This is a genomic window from Mycobacterium sp. NPDC003449 (assembly GCF_053588415.1).
Genome location: NZ_JBSFPX010000042.1, coordinates 1 through 17,936, shown reverse-complemented (window position 1 = coordinate 17,936; position 17,936 = coordinate 1). Strand labels below are relative to the sequence as shown.

Genomic DNA, 17,936 nt, shown 5'->3' with positions numbered 1-17,936 from the left:
CACCTACCCGACCCGGTCGATGACGACCGGGCCAAGTTCGGGCGCCCGGTCCGACACGGAATACGCTCCGTCGAGTTCGGCGAGCGCGGCCGGTAACCGCTCCGGGGTATCGGTGTACAGGGTGAACACGTCCGCACCGGCCGTCACCGGCTCGCCCGGCCCGCGGTGGATCCGCACGCCTGCCCCGAGCTGAACCGGCTCGCCGGGCTGCGCGCGCCCGGCGCCCAGCCGCCACGCCGCCATCGCCACACCCATCGCATCGATATCGCCCATCACCCCGTCGCTCGGTGCGGTGACGGTCTCGGAGGCAGCGCCGAGCGGCAACGGCCGGTCGAGGTCCCCGCCCTGGGCGGAGACCAGGGCACGGAACCGGTCCATCGCCGACCCGTCGCGCAGCGTGTCGGCCGGATCGACCCCGTCGATCCCGGCGGCCCCGAGCATCTCGGAGGCCAGCGCCAGGGTCAGCTCCACCACATCGGCGGGACCACCGCCGGCCAGCACCTCCAGTGATTCGGCGACCTCGACCGCATTGCCGACCGTGCGTCCCAGCGGGCGGTTCATATCGGTCAACAATGCGCGGGTCGGCACCCCGTAGGCGTTGCCGAGCCCGACCATGGTGCGGGCCAACTCGCGGGATTCGTCCTCGGTCTTGAGAAACGCCCCGCGCCCCACCTTGACGTCGAGCACCAGTGCGCGGGCTCCCTCGGCGAGCTTCTTGCTCATGATCGAGCTGGCGATCAGCGGCATCGAGTCGACGGTGGAGGTGATATCGCGCAGCGCGTAGAGCTTGCGGTCGGCGGGCGCCAGGTCACCGGCGGCGAAGATTGCCGCACCGACGTCGGAAAGCTGTTGGCGGATCCGGTCTTTGGACAGCTCGGCGGTGAAACCCGGAATGGCTTCCAGCTTGTCGAGGGTGCCGCCGGTGTGCCCGAGCCCGCGCCCGGACGCCTGCGGGACGGCCGCGCCGCAGGCCATCACCACTGGCAGCAGCGGAATGGTGATTTTGTCCCCCACCCCGCCGGTCGAATGTTTGTCGACCAGGGCGAGCGGCCTGCCGTCCCGGTGCAGATCGGTGAAGTCGAACCGGTCCCCGGAGTTCACCATCGCGGCGGTCCAACGGGTGGTCTCGGCCGGGGTCATCCCGCGCAGGAAGATCGCCATCAGCAGCGCCGACATCTGTTCGTCGGCGACCCGGCCGTGGGTGTAGGCGTCGATCACCCAGTCGATGGCCGCATCGGACAGCGCGCCGCCGTCACGTTTGGTCCGGATGATGGTGGGCGCGTCGAGATGCGCCCTGGCGCTTGAATTGTCGATGACGCAACCCTACTTTCCCGGTTCGGCGATGACGCCGGCGAGCAGCACCCGCAGCGCCCATTCGAAATCGTCGTCCTGCGGCGGCGCGCCCTGTAGATGGCCGAACGGGTGCCGGCTGACCAGATGGCCGATCAGCAGCCGCCACAGCGCACGATAGGCCCGGTGGGCGGCCCGCTCCTCGAGTCCGATCTCGCGGAGCAGCGTCACGCACCGGTCGGTCACCGGCTGCGCCGTGGACACCGTGTGCTCGCCGTCCGCGATGATCTGCGCCCCCCAGGGGTGGGCGACCAGGTAGTCGCGCATCGCCAGCCACTGCGAGACCAGGCGGTCGGCCGGGCCGCCCGCCACGTCGACCAGCGGATAGCCGGCCGCGAGGTCCTCGGCCAGCAGCCCGATCAGCTGCCCGCGGTCGGTGATGTGGCGGTACAGCGACGCCGGGCCGGTGCCGAGTTCGCGCGCGATCCGCCGGCAGGTCACCTCGGCGAGGCCTTCGTCATCGGCGATCCGCCACGCGGTCGCGGTGATCGACGCCCTGCTCAGCACCTGCCGGGCCGCATCGCCGGTCACGGACACCCCACTGCGAACACTGTTCGCGCTAGGCTTGCCCCGCGCGCTGCGAACACCGTTCGCACGGTGCGGCACCCGACCCGACGGAGGAGATCAGTGGACGTCATCGCCAGCCAGCATGCCCGATCCGCCGGCACCCGTCACCGCCCGGCACACGTGTTGGCCGCGGTGTCGGCGGTCGTCATCTCCTACGGACTGATGCAGACCATGCTGGTACCGACGATCGGCACCCTGCAGCGCGACCTGCACACCAGCACCACCGCCGCGTCCTGGGCCGTGCTGTCGGCCATGCTGCTGGCCAGCGCGGTGGTCACGCCGCTCGCCGGCCGGCTGGGTGACCGCTACGGGAAGCGCCGGGTGCTGCTCTGGATGCTGACGGTCTACCTGCTCGGCACGTTGGGCGCGATCGCCGCTCCGAACATCGGCACGCTCATCGCCTGCCGCGCCGTACAGGGGGTCGGGCTGACGCTGGTGCCGTTGTCCTTCGCGGTCATCAGGTACGCCCTGCCCGCCGATCGGGTGCATTTCGGTCTCGCGCTGACCTCCGGTCTGGTGACCGGTACGGCCGGGCTCGGCCTGCTGGTCGGCGGTCTGGTCGTCGATCACGGCTCATGGCGCTGGCTTTTCGCGATCGGCGCCGGGCTGGTCGTCATCGCGCTGGCGCTCACGCTGCGCTGGATTCCGGAGGCCCCCGAACGCCACCCCGGCCGGCTCGACCTACCGGGCAGTGCGTTGATGGCGGCGGGGCTGATCGCGGCGCTGCTCGCGATCACCCAGGCGCCGGCCTGGGGCTGGACATCACCTTCCGTACTCGGGCTTTTCGGCGCGACCCTGGCCTGCCTGGCGGCCTTCGCCGCGGTGGAACACCGGGTCGCCCACCCCGTCGTGGACCCGGCGCTGATTACCGAAAGGCCGCTCGCGGCAGCACACCTCGGCGCTCTCCTGCTCGGCGTCAATCAATTCGCCGTCTACGTCCTGGTGCCGAAACTGGCCGTGCTTCCCGCCGGAGGTGGCGCCGGGTTCGGATTGTCGGTCACCGGGGCCGCCCTGGTCCTGCTGCCCGGCACGCTGCTGACGGTCCCGGCGAGCTGGGCGGCGACGCGGCTCGAACGCCCGATCCGCGAGGTCGAGACCGAGCCGACCGCCGCAGTACGCGGCCCGCTGATCGCCGGTCTGGCCGTCGCGGCGGCGGGCACGGCGGCACTCGCCCTCGCCCACGGCGGCATCTGGCAGGTGGTGCTGAACTACGGCATCGCGAGTATCGGCTGGGGACTGGCGATGGCGTCGCTGCCGCGGATGGTGAACGCCGCCTGCCCACCCACCCAGAGCGGAAGCGCCAACGGCATCAACACCGTGGCGCGCACCGTCGGCGGAGCGGTGGGCGGCCAGCTCGCCGCGGCCCTACTCGTCGGTAACACCGTGACGAGGACCGAACTCCCGTCCGGCGCCGCCTTCGCGACGGCCTTCGCCGTGGCCGCCCTGGTCGCCGCGGCGGGAGCCGCGCTGCTGCCGCTGCCGGCCTTCGGCACCCGCCGGAGTCGTTGAACCGCTTGACGTTACCGCCGGTTCAGGTCATCGGGACCGAAGGCGTCGGGCAGCAGGTCGCGTAACGGTCGCGGTCCGTGCGGATGGTCGATGAGAAGGTCGGGTCCGCCGTGCTCCCACAGCACCTGCCTGCACCGCCCGCACGGCATCAGCGGGCCGCCGTCGGGCCCCACACACGCCAGCGCCACGAGCCGGCCACCACCCCCGGAATGCAGGGCGCAGACCACAGCACACTCGGCACAGAGACCTAGGCCATATGAGACATTCTCCACATTGCATCCGGCCACTATCCGGGAATCATCGACCAGCGCCGCGGCACCGACCGGAAATCCCGAATACGGCGCATAGGCCCCGGTAGATACCTCAATAGCCTTGCTACGCAAGGTATTCCAGTCAATTTCCGCGGCCATTACGCCACCGCCGTTCCGCTTCTGAATGCATTCCGTAAATTCAATTGCCGACCCATGCGGCAGATTAGGCAAGCCTAACTTCGATCAGATCGGCCCGCCAATCCGCTCCACCGTAGTTCGTTCGGTACTACAAATGGGTTTAGAGTCGCCCCGAGGTTTGGGGCTAGTCGACAGACCGGCCCCGAATGTCCACCGATGGCGTTGGAGGGACCGATGAGTACGCAGACGGAGGTACCGGCTCCGCAGCCCAGGAAAACACGCCGGCGCACCTTGTATAAGGGTGATCCGGGAATGTGGTCCTGGGTGCTGCACCGGATTACCGGGGCCACGATCTTCTTTTTCCTTTTCGTCCACGTCCTCGACACGGCCCTGGTGCGGGTGAGCCCCCAGGCCTACAACGAGGTCATCGAGACCTATAAGACGCCGATCGTCGGCCTGATGGAGATCGGCCTGGTCGCGGCGGTGCTGTTCCACGCACTCAACGGCATCCGCGTCATCCTCATCGATTTCTGGCAGCAGGGCCCGCGCTATCAGCGGCTCATGCTGGCCATCGTCGTCGGCGTCTTCGCCGTCGTCCTCATCGCATCACTGGGGGTCTTGGGCATGCACATGGCGGAGCGGTTCCTGTGAGCGCGCCAGGAGCAGGCGAATCCCGGCTCGGCCGGCCGGCGCCGGTGCTCGAGCGCGAACACGACCGGCCGGCCGCACTCGATCATCCGCGGGCCCCGCGGCGACCACGGGGCATTCCGTACTTCGAGAAGTACGCCTGGCTGTTCATGCGGTTCTCCGGTGTGGCGCTGGTCTTTCTCGCTCTGGGCCACCTGTTCATCATGCTGATGTGGCAGGACGGCGTGTACCGGATCGACTTCAACTACGTGGCCGCACGCTGGGCCTCGCCGTTCTGGCAGATCTGGGACATGGCCCTGCTGTGGTTGGCAAATATCCACGGCGCCAACGGTATGCGCACCATCATCGGTGACTACGCCCGCAAGAACACCACCAAGTTCTGGCTGAACGCGGTGCTGCTGCTGGCCACCGGATTCACGTTGGTGCTGGGCAGTTACGTGCTGGTCACCTTCGACGCGAACATCTCATAAGGGACCCAAGATGATTCAGGAACATCGCTACGACGTCGTCATCGTCGGTGCCGGCGGAGCCGGCATGCGCGCCGCGGTCGAGGCCGGGCCCCGGGCCCGCACCGCGGTGCTGACCAAGCTCTACCCGACGCGTTCGCACACCGGCGCGGCCCAGGGCGGTATGTGCGCCGCGCTGGCCAACGTCGAAGAGGACAACTGGGAGTGGCACACCTTCGACACCGTCAAGGGCGGCGACTATCTCGCCGACCAGGACGCCGTCGAGATCATGGCCAAGGAGGCCATCGACGCGGTGCTCGACCTGGAGAAGATGGGCATGCCGTTCAACCGGACGCCCGAGGGCCGTATCGATCAGCGCCGGTTCGGCGGCCACACCCGCGATCACGGTAAGGCCCCGGTGCGCCGGGCCTGCTACGCCGCCGACCGCACCGGCCACATGATCCTGCAGACGCTGTACCAGAACTGCGTCAAACACGACGTCGAGTTCTTCAACGAGTTCTACGCGCTCGACATCGCGCTGACCGACACCCCGGCCGGGCCGGTCGCCACCGGCGTCATCGCCTACGAGCTCGCCTCCGGGGACATCCACATCTTCCACGCCAAGGCGGTGGTGTTCGCCACCGGCGGGTCGGGCCGGATGTACAAGACCACCTCCAACGCCCACACGCTGACCGGTGACGGCCTCGGCATCGTCTTCCGCAAGGGACTTCCCTTGGAGGACATGGAGTTCCACCAGTTCCACCCGACCGGCCTGGCCGGCCTGGGCATCCTGATCTCCGAGGCGGTGCGCGGTGAGGGCGGCCGCCTGCTCAACGGCGAGGGCGAACGGTTCATGGAGCGTTACGCCCCGACGATCGTCGACCTGGCGCCCCGCGACATCGTCGCCCGCTCCATGGTGCTGGAGGTGCTCGAAGGCCGCGGCGCCGGACCGAACAAGGACTACGTCTACATCGACGTGCGTCACCTCGGCGAGGACGTCCTGGAAGCCAAGCTGCCCGACATCACCGAGTTCGCCCGGACCTACCTGGGGGTGGACCCGGTCAAGGAACTGGTGCCGGTCTACCCGACCTGCCACTACGTGATGGGCGGCATCCCCACCACGGTGCACGGCCAGGTGCTGCGCGACAACACCAACGTCATCCCCGGCCTGTACGCCGCGGGCGAGTGCGCATGCGTCTCGGTGCACGGCGCCAACCGGCTCGGCACCAACTCGCTGCTGGACATCAACGTGTTCGGCCGTCGCGCCGGTATCGCGGCCGCCGAGTACGCGCACAACCACAACTTCGTCGACCTGCCGGACAACCCGGCCGACATGGTGGTCGGTTGGGTCGGCGACATCCTCTCCGAGCACGGCAATGAGCGCGTCGCCGACATCCGGACCGCGCTGCAGCAGTCCATGGACAACAACGCCGCGGTGTTCCGCACCGAGGAGACGCTCAAACAGGCGCTGACCGACATCCACGCCCTCAAGGAGCGCTACGCGCGGATCACGGTGCACGACAAGGGCAAGCGCTACAACAGTGACCTGCTGGAGGCGATCGAGCTCGGCTTCCTGCTCGAGCTGGCCGAGGTGACCGTCGTCGGTGCGTTGAACCGCAAGGAATCCCGCGGCGGCCACGCCCGCGAGGACTACCCCAACCGCGACGACACCAACTACATGCGCCACACCATGGCCTACAAGCAGGGCGAGGACCTGATCAGCGATATCCGGCTGGACTACAAGCCCGTCGTCCAGACCCGGTACGAGCCGATGGAACGGAAGTACTGACCCATGAGTGCACCTGTCATCGATAAACCGGAGACCGGCGACCCGGACCTGCCGCCCGTGCCCGACGGTGCGGTCATGGTCACGCTCAAGATCGCCCGGTTCAACCCCGAGGATCCCGACGCCGCGGGCTGGCAGAGCTTTCGGGTGCCGTGTCTGCCCAGCGACCGGCTGCTCAACCTGCTGCTCTACGTCAAGGGCTACCTGGACGGCACGCTGACGTTCCGGCGGTCCTGCGCGCACGGGGTGTGCGGCAGCGACGCCATGCGGATCAACGGCGTCAACCGGCTGGCCTGCAAGGTGCTGATGCGCGATCTGCTGCCCAAGAAGGCGGGCAAGCAGCTGACCATCACCATCGAGCCGATCCGCGGGCTGCCCGTGGAGAAGGACCTCGTGGTGGACATGGAGCCGTTCTTCGACGCCTACCGCGCGGTCAAGCCGTACCTGATCACCAGCGGCAACCCGCCCACCAAGGAGCGCATCCAGAGCGCGACCGACCGGGCCCGGTTCGACGACACCACCAAGTGCATCCTGTGCGCGTGCTGCACCACGTCGTGCCCGGTGTACTGGAGCGAGGGGTCCTATTTCGGCCCGGCCGCGATCGTCAACGCGCACCGGTTCATCTTCGATTCCCGTGACGAGGCGGCCGCCGAGCGGTTGGACATCCTCAACGAGGTGGACGGGGTGTGGCGCTGCCGCACGACGTTCAACTGCACCGAGGCCTGCCCGCGTGGCATCCAGGTGACCCAGGCGATCCAGGAGGTCAAGCGCGCGCTGATGTTCGCACGCTGAGTCTTTACGGCCGCCGAGTGTGAAGAAGATCGCGAGATTTCCGAAGAATCTCGCGATCTTCTTCACATTGGGCAGCCGGCAGCGCGGAGAGCGGCCCTGATGCGGGCGATGATGGTGCCCTGGCGATGCCGCAGCAGGTCGGCACCGACGCGAACCATGCGCCAACCGAGATCCTGGTATTCGACGTTCTGGTCGATGTCCCGCGTGCGCTGCGACGGATCGGTCCAGTGCTGGATCCCGTCATACTGCACGCCGACTTTCCACTCCGGCCACCCCATGTCGATCCGGCCCACGTGTTGGCCATGGTCGAACACGTCGATCTGAGTCTGGGTGGGGCGCATGTTCGCAGAGGTCAGCAACAACCGGAGCCTGGTCTCCTGCGGTGATTCGGCGCCGTAGTCGGCAAGGTCGAGCACCCGCCGCAACTGCACGAGCCCGCGCACCCCTCGATGAACATCGGTAAGTGCCTGCACATCAAGAAGTTTCAGGTCGCAGACCTGCAACAGCGCGTCCACCTGGATAACGGCCGCGGTGAGGCCGCGCCGGCGCCCCAGATCGAACGCGGTCCTGGCCGGCGTCGTGGCCCGGATTCCGCGTACCAGGCAGACCTCATCAGTGCCGAGGCGGTCACTGCGCAGGATGATGCCCGCGGTCTTGTGCCTGCTGGAGTGATTCAGTTCGGCAGGCAGCTTCGCATCGATCCACCGCGATCCATGCAGTGCAGCGGCTGACAGCCCCGCGGCCACTGCATGTCGTCCCGACCACAACCATGCCGCGACAGCCCGATCGACGGGCGTGAGAGTGCCGCCGCGCGGGACGTAGACGTCGCGGTGGATCATCTGGTAGCGGGTGGTCAGCTGATAGCGGTTGACCGTGCCCGCCGCCAGCGCCTCAGAGCCCAGAAATGGCATGTGGATATGACGGCGGAACGAGCCGGCCGGTTCCCTTGCCGCCGAGAGTGAACTAGATGACGAGTCACGGCCGATTTCTCGCCATCGTCTTCACACTCGGCCGTCACACATCGCGGGGCTGCCTCGTCTAACGGATATGACCACACGAATCGCCCCCGTAACCCCCAAACAAGCCGGCCTGTTCACCCGCGCCATGTACTGGTACGCCAAGCGCCAGTTCGGTGAGGTGCCCGAGCCGTTCGCGGTGGCCGCGCACCATCCCCGGCTGCTGGTCGCCAACGCTGTGCACGAGGGCCTGCTGCAGTCCGGCTCGAAGAAGCTGCCCGCCAATGTGCGTGAGCTCGCGGTGTTCTGGACGGCCCGCACCGTCGGCTGCTCGTGGTGCGTGGACTTCGGCTCGATGCTGATGCGGCTGGACAACCTCGACGTGAACCGGCTCAAGTCCATCGACGACTACGCGACCTCACCGTTGTTCGACGACGACGAGCGGGCCGCGATCGACTACGCCAACGCCATGACCACCGATCCGCACACCATCACCGACGAGCAGGTGGCCGATCTGCGCAAGCGGTTCGGCGACGACGGGGTGATCGAGCTGACCTACCAGATCGGCGTCGAGAACATGCGGGCCCGGATGTATTCGGCGCTGGGCATCACCGAGCAGGGCTTCAACTCCGGGGATGCGTGCCGGGTGCCCTGGGCGGACCAGCAGGCGTGATCTCCAGATAGGCGACCACCTGGCCGGTGACCGCCGCACCCCGATCGAGACCCCGCTCGAGCACCTTCATCGGCAGGCTCCAGTTCGCCGCGATCACCGCGTCGGCGTGCGCGTGTTCGGTCTCGGGCAGGATGCGCGCCACGCCGGCGACGACCGGACCGCTGGGCCTGCCACGCAGATTGCTGCCCACCACGAGCACATCGGGGTTGTTGCGGATGCGCTTGACCTTTGCCCTCGACGCGTCGGTGCGGACGTAGAGCCTGCCGTCCGCGACGCCGTGGTTGACCGGGCTCGGCACGGCTTCACCGGACTTCTTGAACGTCACCAGCACGATCTGGCGGTAGCGGTCGAATCCGGTGAAGTCGGTGCCGGTCGGTTCACCGATGCCGAAGGCGTCGCGGTGCCGCAGCTTGTCCATGCCGCGGAACATCACCTTGCCGAAGGTCTGGGCCAGGCCGCCGGGGTCGGTGGGCATCACGTCGCAGCGCCGTGTAGCGGGGACCCGGTGAACTTGTCGGGGTTGGCGATATCCCAGACGGCGCAGATCTTTCCGTCGCGCACCGTCATCGCGGTGATCCGCGGCATCATCTCGGCGTAGCTGTCGGCGGCAGGCGCCCCCGGGGTGTAGGCGCCCAGCTCGCCGTTGACCAGCACCAGCTGAGCGGTCGTCATCATGTTCGGCCCGTAACGCCGGGACAGCCCGAGCAGGAAGCGTGCCACCCTCTCCGAACCGTGGATGACCCGTGGCGCGGTCGGCGCCCGGCGGTTGGAGTCGCCGGTGAACGTGACGTCCGGATGCAGCAGATGCACCACGGCGTTCATATCGCCTGAGGCCAGCGCCGCCATCAGTTTTCCCACCACTTCGTTGTGGGTGTCGTCGGCCACCGGGGGCGGGGTGTCGGCGACGGCGCGGCGCGCCCGCGACGCCAGCTGCCGGGCCGAGGAGTCACTGACCCCGAGCACCTCGGCGATCTCGGTGAACGGCACGCCGAACCCGTCGTGCAGCACGAAGGCCACCCGCTGATCGGGGGTCAGCCGTTCCAGCACCACCATGGCCGCGAACCGGGCGTCCTCCCCGGCCACCACCGCCGACAACGGGTCGCTGCCGTCGAATCCGGTGACGACGGGCTCCGGCAACCATTCCCCGTAGTAGGCCTCGCGCCGGTGGGCCGCCGAGCGCAACCGGTCCAGGCCGAGCCGGCTCACGACGGTGGTCAGCCAGGCGCGCAGGTCGTTGATCTGGCCGCGGTTGGAGTCCCACCGGATCCAGGCGTCCTGGACGATGTCCTCGGCGTCGGCGAAGGTTCCGGTGAGTCGGTAGGCCACGGCCAGCAGATGTGGACGCAGCTCCTCGAAGTCACCGACCCGAGCGCTCGCGGTCATGGGCCCAGTTTAGCCTCGATCCACCGATGACTGGAGGAGTGGCGGCTGAGGAGGCTGTTTTTTTGGTCGCGGCGGTCGTGAGCAGGGGTTATCGGCTGGTCTGCCCAGCTTTTCCTGTGTGCTCCGGTAGGCCTTTCAGCGAGGGTCAGGTGGTGGCGGTTTCTGGTGGGCTATGGCCGATGATGCTGCGCCACAACCGGAGCCAGTGCTGCGCCCAGGGCCAGTGGCTGGGTAGGTGCAGGACGGGTCGGCGTTGGGGCCGAGCCAGCCGGGCGGGGATGGTGACGATCTTGCGGCGCAAAGTGGCACCGCGGGCCACCGCGTGAGTGCCGCCGGCCAAGACGCCGGCAGCGCGCAGCAGATTGTGGGCGATGGCCGCGCACAGCACCCAGGCGGAGTTGGCGCCGAACCGCCCCGACGGCATGTGGGCCAGCGGGCCGTCGATGAGGTCGGCGAACACGGTTTCGATGATCGCGTGCTGGCGGTGGGTGATGTCGGCGTCGACGGTCGGTAGGTCGGTGTTGGTGAAGAACGGGTGATACCGCCAGACCGGGAACAAGGCGTCGCGGAAGCGGGCGTCTTTGACCCGACGCACCACCAGGCGAGCGGTGAACCGGTCTGTGGTGGCCGCGAACGCGGTGTAGCCGATTTCAGCGACTTCGGCATCAGAGATCCACTCGCCGGTGTCGGGATCACGCACCGCGCCCGGATATTTCACCGGCGTCCACGCGGACTCCTCGATGGCATTGATGGCCCGGTCGATCGCAGCGTTGCGGCCCATGACCACCGAGAACTGCGCACCATGGCGTCGACAGGCGCCGACGACAGAGCGGGTGCCGTAGGACGAATCACCGCGCACCAGGATCTGGCCGCTGGACCCGGCCGCGCGAGCCGTGGTGATGGCCTGGGCAACCATCCGGCCGGCCCCTTTGCCGGAGCCGGTCCTGCCGGCCCGCAGACGCATCCCGGCGATCACCGGCGCCGCACCAGGGGTGCTGATCGTGGTGGCCAACGGCGACAGACCCTTGCGCAGGACCTGCTTGCCGGCGATCTTGGTGTGTCCGTAGGAGGCGCCCTGTTTTGCGTGACCGTAGACCGGTCGCAGCAGGGAGTCGATGTCGATGAACACCTGGGTGTCAGCGCCGGGCAGCACATCGACGCGCTCGCAGAGCGCAGCCAGATGCTCACGCAGCACTGATTCGAGTTGGCGGGCGTGTCCGAAGGTGAACTCGCGCAACAGAGTTCCGATTGTCGATGGTGCGTATACGTCGTCGAACAGTGCTTTCATGCCACCAGAGCGCACGATCTCGAGGTCGTCGATGCTGTCGGCGCCGGCGCACATCCCGGCGATCACTGTGGCCAGCTTCGGTGCCGGGTTGGCCGCACCCGACTTGATCTTCGGTGCGGGGATGGAGATCTTGTCGGCCAACAGATCTGGCAGTCCAGTCAGGGTGGCCAACGTCATAACCGGCACCAGTCCGGCACACGACACGAGATGCTCATCGTCGAAGACCGCCGACGACGCAGCGAACCTATGGGACACTTGCACCGGAAGTGCCTTTCTGAACTGATCTGATTGATGCGTAGAGAACACCAATCCTTCCAGCTCAAGGGGCACTTTCCTCATTCCGACACCCCATGACCAGCCAATTCATCGGTGGATCGAGGTTTAGGGCGGATCTGGCGGCAGGCGTGCGCGGTCCTCAGACACCCACCAGGACGTAGGTCTTGCGGATGGTCTCCCTGACCATCCAGGTGCCCCGCCACCCCCTGGGCAGGACCAGCAGCGAACCCGGTCCGATCTCGGCCCTGGTGCCGTCCTCGCCGACCACCGTGCCCGAGCCGGAGATGATGTGGCACACCTCGGTCGCGCCGGACCGGTCCGCGGTGAACTCCCCCGGGCCGCACTCCCACACGCCGCTGCCGGCCACATCATCAGCCCAGACATCGACCGACGACTCCAGCTGACCGCTGATGCTGGTCGGTTTCGGTTGCGGCGCAGGCAGTTCGACCGCGGTGGCGTCGACATGGCGCAGGTTCACATTCGTCTCCATCTGGTCAACGTCCGGTGATCTTGTTGGCCACCCGGGCGAGCCGGCTGGTGCCGGTCAGGCCGTGGGTGGACTCACGCCGGTCCGCGGTGCGGTACAGCGCGTACATCGCCTGTACCCCGAGCCATCGCAGCGGCTCGGGTTCCCACTTGCGGACCCGTCGTCCCACCCAGGGCAGCCGGGTGAGGTCGGAGTCACGCCCCAGCACCAGATCGGCGAGGGTGTGTCCGGCCAGGTTGGTGGTGGTCAGGCCGCTGCCGACATAACCGCCCGCGGTGCCGAGCCCGGTCGTCCGGTCGAAGTCGACGGTGGCCGTCCAGTCCCGCGGCACCCCGAGCACACCGCACCACGCGTGCGCGATAGGAACATCGCGTGTCGCCGGGAACATCTCGCGAACCAGGCCGACCAGCGCGTCGATGGTCCACTGCTGGGTGGCTCCGCGATGGTCGAGACCGGATCCATAGCGGTAAGGGATCCCCCGCCCGCCCAGCGCGATCCGGTTGTCCGCCGTGCGTTGGGCATACATGTAGCCGTGGGCGTAGTCGCCGAGGAGCTCGGCCCCCTGCCAACCGACCTGCCGCCGAACCGAATCGGGAAGGGGTTCGGTCACCACCATCGACGAGTTCATCGGCAGCCACTCGCGGCGTTGTCCCGGCAAGGTCGCGGTGAATCCCTCAAGGCAGCGCAGGATCACCGGTGCGCGGACATCACCGCGGCCGGTGACGGCGCGGTGCGTCTTGATGGCGGTGACCTCGGTCTGCTCGTAGATCGTCACGCCCATGCCCTCGACCACCCTGGCCAGGCCCTGCACCAGCTTGGCCGGTTGCACGCGGGCGCAGTGCGGCGTGAACAGCGCACCCATGGCCCGCTCGACCCGGATCCGGGCGTTGGATTCGTCGCCGGTGAGCACCGTGAAATCGTCTGCGGTCGCCCCCCAGTCGCGTTCGTAGTCGAGCGATTCGCGCAACCGGCCCATCTGCGCCTGATTACGGGCGATGTGCAGCACGCCGTCCTTGACGATATCGGCGTCGATGCCTTCGGACCGGGTGATGCCGATGACCTCGTCCACGGCAGCCCGCATGGCCCGCATCAGCCGGACGACACCGTCGTGGCCGTGCGTCGAGGCGTAGGCGTCGCGGGAGCCCGCGAGTTCCGCGGACAGCCAACCACCGTTGCGGCCGGACGCACCGAATCCGGCGAACTCCTTCTCCAGCATGACGATTCGCAGGTCGGGCTGTTCGCGTTTGAGGTAGTACGCGGACCACAGACCGGTCAGGCCGGCCCCGACGATGCACACGTCGGCCTCCAGCGAACCCGGAAGCGGGGGCCGCGACTCCGGCCAGCCGGCCGCGCGGTACCAGAACGACACGCTGCCGTTCACGAAGTCGTTGGCGAGCCCGCTGGGCGGACGACCGTGGGGGGACATCTTCGTTCTCCTGTGCTCGTGGAAGGTGAATTCGGTGGAAAGCGCTGCCCGCGAGGCGGACCGGTCACTCGTCGGCGGGCAGCACCGCAGCGACGCCGGGATCGAAGGTCAACCACACCTGTTGGCCGGCCTCGGTCGCGGTGATGTCGTCCGCGCTTTCCCGGACCAGCGCGACGGTGTCGTCGGGCAGCCTGATCTCGACCTTGCGGGAGTTGCCGAGATAGATCTCCTGAACCACGGTGCCCGGCACCGCATTGACGGCCTCGGGCTCGGCGTCGCCGGTGACGATGCGAAGCCGTTCGGGCCGCACCACGACCGCCACGGACGCGCCGCGGGAGGCACCACCACGCTCGGCCACGAGCCGCCTGCCGTAAGCGGTCACGACGTGGCTGTCGTCCAGTGTTCCGTGGAACAGCGACGACTCGCCGAGGAACCGGGCCACGAAGACACTCTTGGGATGTTCGTAGAGCTCGCTCGGCGACCCGATCTGTTCGATGCGGGCGTTGTTGAACACCGCGATCCGGTCCGACAGCACCAGCGCCTCGTCCTGGTCGTGCGTGACGTAGACGAAGGTGGTGCCGAGTTCGCCGTGGATGCGCTTGATCTCCAGTTGCAGCGAATCGCGCAGCTTCTTGTCGAGCGCACCGAGTGGCTCGTCCATCAACAGCACCCGCGGTTCGTAGACCATGGCCCGGGCGAGCGCGACCCGCTGCTGCTGGCCACCGGACAACTCCTTGGGCATACGCTTGCCGTACCCGTCGAGGCCCACCGTGCGCAGTGCGGCGGCGACCTTCTCCCGGCGCTGCGCCTTGGCGACCTTGCGCTGGCGCAGCGGATATTCGACGTTGTCGACCACCGTCATGTGCGGGAACAGGGCGTAATGCTGGAACACCATGCCGATGTTGCGCCGGTACGGCGGGAGATCGGCGACCGGCCGCCCGTCGATCAGCAGTTCACCCTCGGTGACGTCGGCGAACCCGGCGATCATGTTGAGCGTCGTCGTCTTGCCCGAACCGCTGGGCCCGAGCAGGGTCAGGAATTCCCCCGGCCTGGCGTCGAGGTCGATGGCGTCCACCGCCGTCACCGACCCGTAGGTTTTGGTCAAGCGCCGCAACGTGATCGACGCACCGTGCGGAGCGGCCTCAACGGACACGGTTCCTCCTGAGCGAATAGATGCCTGCGACGACAGTCAGACAGGTGGTGAGGACGAGGATGAGCGTGGCGGCCGCGGCGATGGTGGGGTCGGTGTCGCGGGTGACCGAGGCGTACATCTTCACCGGAAGAGTCTGCAGATACGGGTTCTGGATAAACAACGACAGCACCACCTCGTCGAAGCTCGTCGCGAACGCGAACAGGGCCCCCGACAGCACGCCCGGTGCCACCAGCGGCAGCGTGACGGTACGGAACGTGGTCCACCGGCCGGCCCCGCAGATCGCGGCAGCATCCTCCAGGCGCCGGTCGAATCCCTGCAGGCTGGCCATCACCGGCACGATCACGAAGGGCAGCGCCAGCATGCTGTGCGCGATGACGAAACCGAACAGGGTGCCGAGCAGGTTCAACCTCAGGAACATCGCGTACAGGCCGATGGCGACCACGATCACCGGAACGACCATGGGCGCCAACAGGAATGCCCGTATCCCCTGCCGGCCGGCCAGCCGGGTGCGGCTGAGCGCCACCGCCGCCGCGGTGCCGAACGTGGTGGCGACGACGGCCACCAGGACGCCGACCTCCAGGCTCGCCTTCAGAGCCGAGATCCAGGCGAGGTCTTCGAAGAACGCCTGATACCACCGCGTCGACCAGCCGCTCGGCGGGAACGCGAACGACGGGCGGTCGGTGAAGCTCAGCGGCACCACGATCAACGACGGTGCCACCAGCCACAATCCGACTCCGACACAGAACAGCCCGAGCAGGATCCGCCAGAACGTTCTGGCCTGTCGTGTCACGGCGTGCGCTCCTTCCGGTTCCGGCGCAGCAGGTACATCAGGACGGCCAGCACCAGGAAGGTGACCAGCAGCAGCACCACACCCATCGCCCCGCCCCTGCCCCAGGCCAGCAGGCTGGTGACCTGCACGTAGATCTGCTGGCTGATCAGCGCATCGTCGGGGGCCCCGAGCAGCGCCGGCGTCACGTAGAAGCCGAGGCTGCTGATGAACACCATCAGGCAGCCGGCCCCGATGCCGGGCATCGACAGCGGAACCCAGATCCGCACGAACGAGATGACCGGCCGCGCACCGAGACTCGACGATGCGAGGACGAGCCTGCGGTCGATGCCCGACATCACCGCGTACAGCGGCAACACCATGAACGGCAGCAGGATCTGACTCATGCCGATGACCACACCCAGATTGGTCCGCAGCAACGGCACCCCGCCCAGCCCGATGAACGACAGCAGGGTCTGGACCGGTCCGCCGTCCTCCAACAGGATCACCCAGGCGAACGTGCGCACCATGAGGCTGGTCCAGAACGGGACCAGCACCACCAGGGTCAGCGCTATCCGCACCGCGGGCCCGAACGCGACCATGGCATACGCGTACGGGTAACCGAGGACCAGGCAGATCAGCGTGACTTCCAGACCCGTGGTGAAGGTGCGCAGCAGCACCTCGCGCTGCACCGAATCGCCCAGGTACCAGGAGAAGTTGCCGAAGCCGAGTTCCGGATCGCTGAACGCCTGCCAGAACATGATGGCCAGCGGCAAGCCGAACACCCCGACCACGAGCAGGATCGACGGCAGCAGCAGGCCGACCTCGCCCAGCCGGCGCCCGGCGCTCGCCGGCTGAGCCTTCGGCGGCGGAGCGCCCGCGAGGACGTCGACCATCGACATGCGCCGGAACCTCCTAGCCCGCGAGCCAGGCCGTGTACTTGGACGCGATCTCTTCCTGGTGTTCGGCCCAGTACGCGAGGTCGAGCGGGAACTTGTCCTTGTCCCGCTCCGGGGTGGTGGTCAGGTACGACTGGGCGAGCGCATCGAGTTTCGGCTTGGCATCGACGTTGATCGGGCTGTAGGACGTCAGCTCGGTCAGCTTGGCCTGCTGCTCGGCGCCGAGATAGAAGTTGATCAGCGCCATGGACGCCTTGGGATTCTTGGCGCCGACGGGCACCGCGATGGTGTCGGCCTCGGGCATCCACTGGTTCCACATCGGAACGAACGGCGCGCCGTTCTTCACCGCCGAGTAGGCCCGACCGCTCCACACCAGCGCCATGTCGACCTGACCGGATTCGATCAGTTGTTGGGACTGCGCGCCCGTGGTCCAGAAGACCGTGTCACCCCGGATGGTGTCCATCTTGTTCAATGCCCGGTCCAGATCGATCGGGTACATCGCGTCGGGCGCGACCCCGTCGGCGAGCAGGGCGCCCTCGAGCACACCGGGATCGAGCTCCCCCGGCACGCCCTCGATGGCCCGCTTACCGGGGAATTTCGCGGTGTCGTAGAAATCGGCCCAGGTCTTCGGCGGGTTCGCACCGTACTTCTGGGTGTTGTAGACCACGATCAGGCCGTATCCCATTGCCGGAACCGAACAGTCGTCGGTCTTGGTGCCCTCGGGGAGCTTGCTGATGTCCACGATGCTGGTGTCCAGCGGCATGAACAACGTGCCGCAGTTCTTGGCGGTGAACACGTTGGTGCTGTCGACCACATCCCAGGTCACGTTCTTGGAGTCGACCTGTGCCTTGATCTTCGAGTTCTCGGTGGGCCCGTCCTGCAGGATCTTGGCCCCGGACTGCGCGGCGAACGGCTCGATGGCCGCCTTCGTCTGGCCGTCCTGGAAGATGCCGCCGTACGAGACGAACGTCAGCGTCATCCCGTCGAGGGCGCCCTCCTTCACAGTACCGGCTTTGGGCGGTCCGCTGCCGAGATCGATATCGGAAGACTCGGGACCGGCCGGGGTACATGCCGCGGTGAGGAGCACGCCTGCGGCGAGCACCGCCGGCAGGCGGCGGGTGACGGGGGTGGCCGTGGAGATC

18 protein-coding genes and 1 pseudogene are annotated in these 17,936 nt (G+C 67.7%); 6 read left to right on the top strand and 13 right to left on the bottom strand.

Annotated elements, in window-relative coordinates; translation table 11 throughout:
- Positions 1 to 3: 3 nt before the first annotated feature.
- Positions 4 to 1,314, bottom strand: a complete 1,311-nt coding sequence (locus tag ACWDTP_RS13695; protein WP_450020510.1) for a thymidine phosphorylase — start codon at positions 1,312 to 1,314, stop codon at positions 4 to 6.
- A 9-nt stretch (positions 1,315 to 1,323) separates the two neighbouring features.
- Positions 1,324 to 1,881, bottom strand: coding sequence for a TetR/AcrR family transcriptional regulator (locus ACWDTP_RS13690; protein ID WP_450020469.1), 558 nt, complete (start codon positions 1,879 to 1,881; stop codon positions 1,324 to 1,326).
- 96 nt (positions 1,882 to 1,977) lie between these two features.
- Here ACWDTP_RS13690 and ACWDTP_RS13685 point away from each other — a divergent pair, with 96 nt between their 5' ends.
- Positions 1,978 to 3,426, top strand: a complete 1,449-nt coding sequence (locus ACWDTP_RS13685) for an MFS transporter (RefSeq protein ID WP_450020467.1) — start codon at positions 1,978 to 1,980, stop codon at positions 3,424 to 3,426.
- Positions 3,427 to 3,437: 11 nt separating this feature from the next.
- Here the strand turns inward: ACWDTP_RS13685 and ACWDTP_RS13680 are convergent, their stop codons facing one another.
- Positions 3,438 to 3,836, bottom strand: a complete 399-nt coding sequence (locus ACWDTP_RS13680) for a cytidine deaminase (protein ID WP_450020465.1) — start codon at positions 3,834 to 3,836, stop codon at positions 3,438 to 3,440.
- 213 nt (positions 3,837 to 4,049) lie between these two features.
- Here ACWDTP_RS13680 and sdhC point away from each other — a divergent pair, with 213 nt between their 5' ends.
- The 4 genes from sdhC to ACWDTP_RS13660 are packed head-to-tail and all read left to right on the top strand — an operon-like array spanning position 4,050 to position 7,487.
- On the top strand, positions 4,050 to 4,466 hold the full coding sequence (gene sdhC / locus ACWDTP_RS13675) for a succinate dehydrogenase, cytochrome b556 subunit (protein WP_450020463.1): 417 nt from the start codon (positions 4,050 to 4,052) through the stop codon (positions 4,464 to 4,466).
- Positions 4,463 to 4,933, top strand: a complete 471-nt coding sequence (locus ACWDTP_RS13670; protein ID WP_450020461.1) for a succinate dehydrogenase hydrophobic membrane anchor subunit — start codon at positions 4,463 to 4,465, stop codon at positions 4,931 to 4,933. Before sdhC ends, ACWDTP_RS13670 begins: the two co-directional genes overlap by 4 nt.
- Before the next feature lie 10 nt (positions 4,934 to 4,943).
- A complete protein-coding gene (sdhA, locus tag ACWDTP_RS13665) occupies positions 4,944 to 6,698 on the top strand; it encodes a succinate dehydrogenase flavoprotein subunit (protein WP_450020459.1) in 1,755 nt (584 codons plus the stop codon).
- 3 nt (positions 6,699 to 6,701) lie between these two features.
- Positions 6,702 to 7,487 (top strand): succinate dehydrogenase iron-sulfur subunit, encoded by a 786-nt coding sequence (locus ACWDTP_RS13660; protein WP_450020457.1) that lies wholly within the window; start codon positions 6,702 to 6,704, stop codon positions 7,485 to 7,487.
- 62 nt (positions 7,488 to 7,549) lie between these two features.
- Here ACWDTP_RS13660 and ACWDTP_RS13655 read toward each other — a convergent pair whose 3' ends face one another.
- Positions 7,550 to 8,398, bottom strand: coding sequence for a hypothetical protein (locus ACWDTP_RS13655; RefSeq protein ID WP_450020455.1), 849 nt, complete (start codon positions 8,396 to 8,398; stop codon positions 7,550 to 7,552).
- Between the two features lie 103 nt (positions 8,399 to 8,501).
- Between ACWDTP_RS13655 and ACWDTP_RS13650 the strand changes: the two are divergent.
- Positions 8,502 to 9,116 (top strand): annotated as a pseudogene (locus tag ACWDTP_RS13650) (carboxymuconolactone decarboxylase family protein); the annotation flags it as partial.
- Here ACWDTP_RS13650 and ACWDTP_RS13645 read toward each other — a convergent pair.
- The 9 genes from ACWDTP_RS13645 to ACWDTP_RS13605 form a co-directional block, all read right to left on the bottom strand.
- A complete protein-coding gene (locus tag ACWDTP_RS13645; protein ID WP_450020453.1) occupies positions 9,067 to 9,591 on the bottom strand; it encodes a PPOX class F420-dependent oxidoreductase in 525 nt (174 codons plus the stop codon). The pseudogene ACWDTP_RS13650 and the gene ACWDTP_RS13645 sit on opposite strands and share 50 nt — an antisense overlap.
- A complete protein-coding gene (locus ACWDTP_RS13640; RefSeq protein ID WP_450020451.1) occupies positions 9,591 to 10,499 on the bottom strand; it encodes a sigma-70 family RNA polymerase sigma factor in 909 nt (302 codons plus the stop codon). The genes ACWDTP_RS13645 and ACWDTP_RS13640 overlap by 1 nt, the downstream gene beginning before the upstream one ends.
- Before the next feature lie 145 nt (positions 10,500 to 10,644).
- Positions 10,645 to 12,048: an IS1380 family transposase gene (locus tag ACWDTP_RS13635; RefSeq protein ID WP_450020449.1), complete on the bottom strand. Its 1,404-nt coding sequence runs from the start codon at positions 12,046 to 12,048 to the stop codon at positions 10,645 to 10,647.
- Between the two features lie 154 nt (positions 12,049 to 12,202).
- Positions 12,203 to 12,553 (bottom strand): cupin domain-containing protein, encoded by a 351-nt coding sequence (locus ACWDTP_RS13630; protein WP_450020448.1) that lies wholly within the window; start codon positions 12,551 to 12,553, stop codon positions 12,203 to 12,205.
- Between the two features lie 4 nt (positions 12,554 to 12,557).
- The gene (locus tag ACWDTP_RS13625) at positions 12,558 to 13,976 is read right to left on the bottom strand and encodes an NAD(P)/FAD-dependent oxidoreductase (protein ID WP_450020446.1); all 1,419 of its coding nucleotides are present in this window, start codon (positions 13,974 to 13,976) and stop codon (positions 12,558 to 12,560) included.
- Positions 13,977 to 14,040: 64 nt separating this feature from the next.
- The gene (locus tag ACWDTP_RS13620; RefSeq protein ID WP_450020445.1) at positions 14,041 to 15,129 is read right to left on the bottom strand and encodes an ABC transporter ATP-binding protein; all 1,089 of its coding nucleotides are present in this window, start codon (positions 15,127 to 15,129) and stop codon (positions 14,041 to 14,043) included.
- Positions 15,119 to 15,919: an ABC transporter permease gene (locus tag ACWDTP_RS13615; RefSeq protein WP_450020443.1), complete on the bottom strand. Its 801-nt coding sequence runs from the start codon at positions 15,917 to 15,919 to the stop codon at positions 15,119 to 15,121. The genes ACWDTP_RS13620 and ACWDTP_RS13615 overlap by 11 nt, the downstream gene beginning before the upstream one ends.
- On the bottom strand, positions 15,916 to 16,797 hold the full coding sequence (locus ACWDTP_RS13610) for an ABC transporter permease (protein ID WP_450020441.1): 882 nt from the start codon (positions 16,795 to 16,797) through the stop codon (positions 15,916 to 15,918). Before ACWDTP_RS13610 ends, ACWDTP_RS13615 begins: the two co-directional genes overlap by 4 nt.
- A 13-nt stretch (positions 16,798 to 16,810) precedes the next feature.
- On the bottom strand, positions 16,811 to 17,936 hold a 1,126-nt coding region (locus ACWDTP_RS13605; protein ID WP_450020439.1), incomplete at its 5' end, for an ABC transporter substrate-binding protein.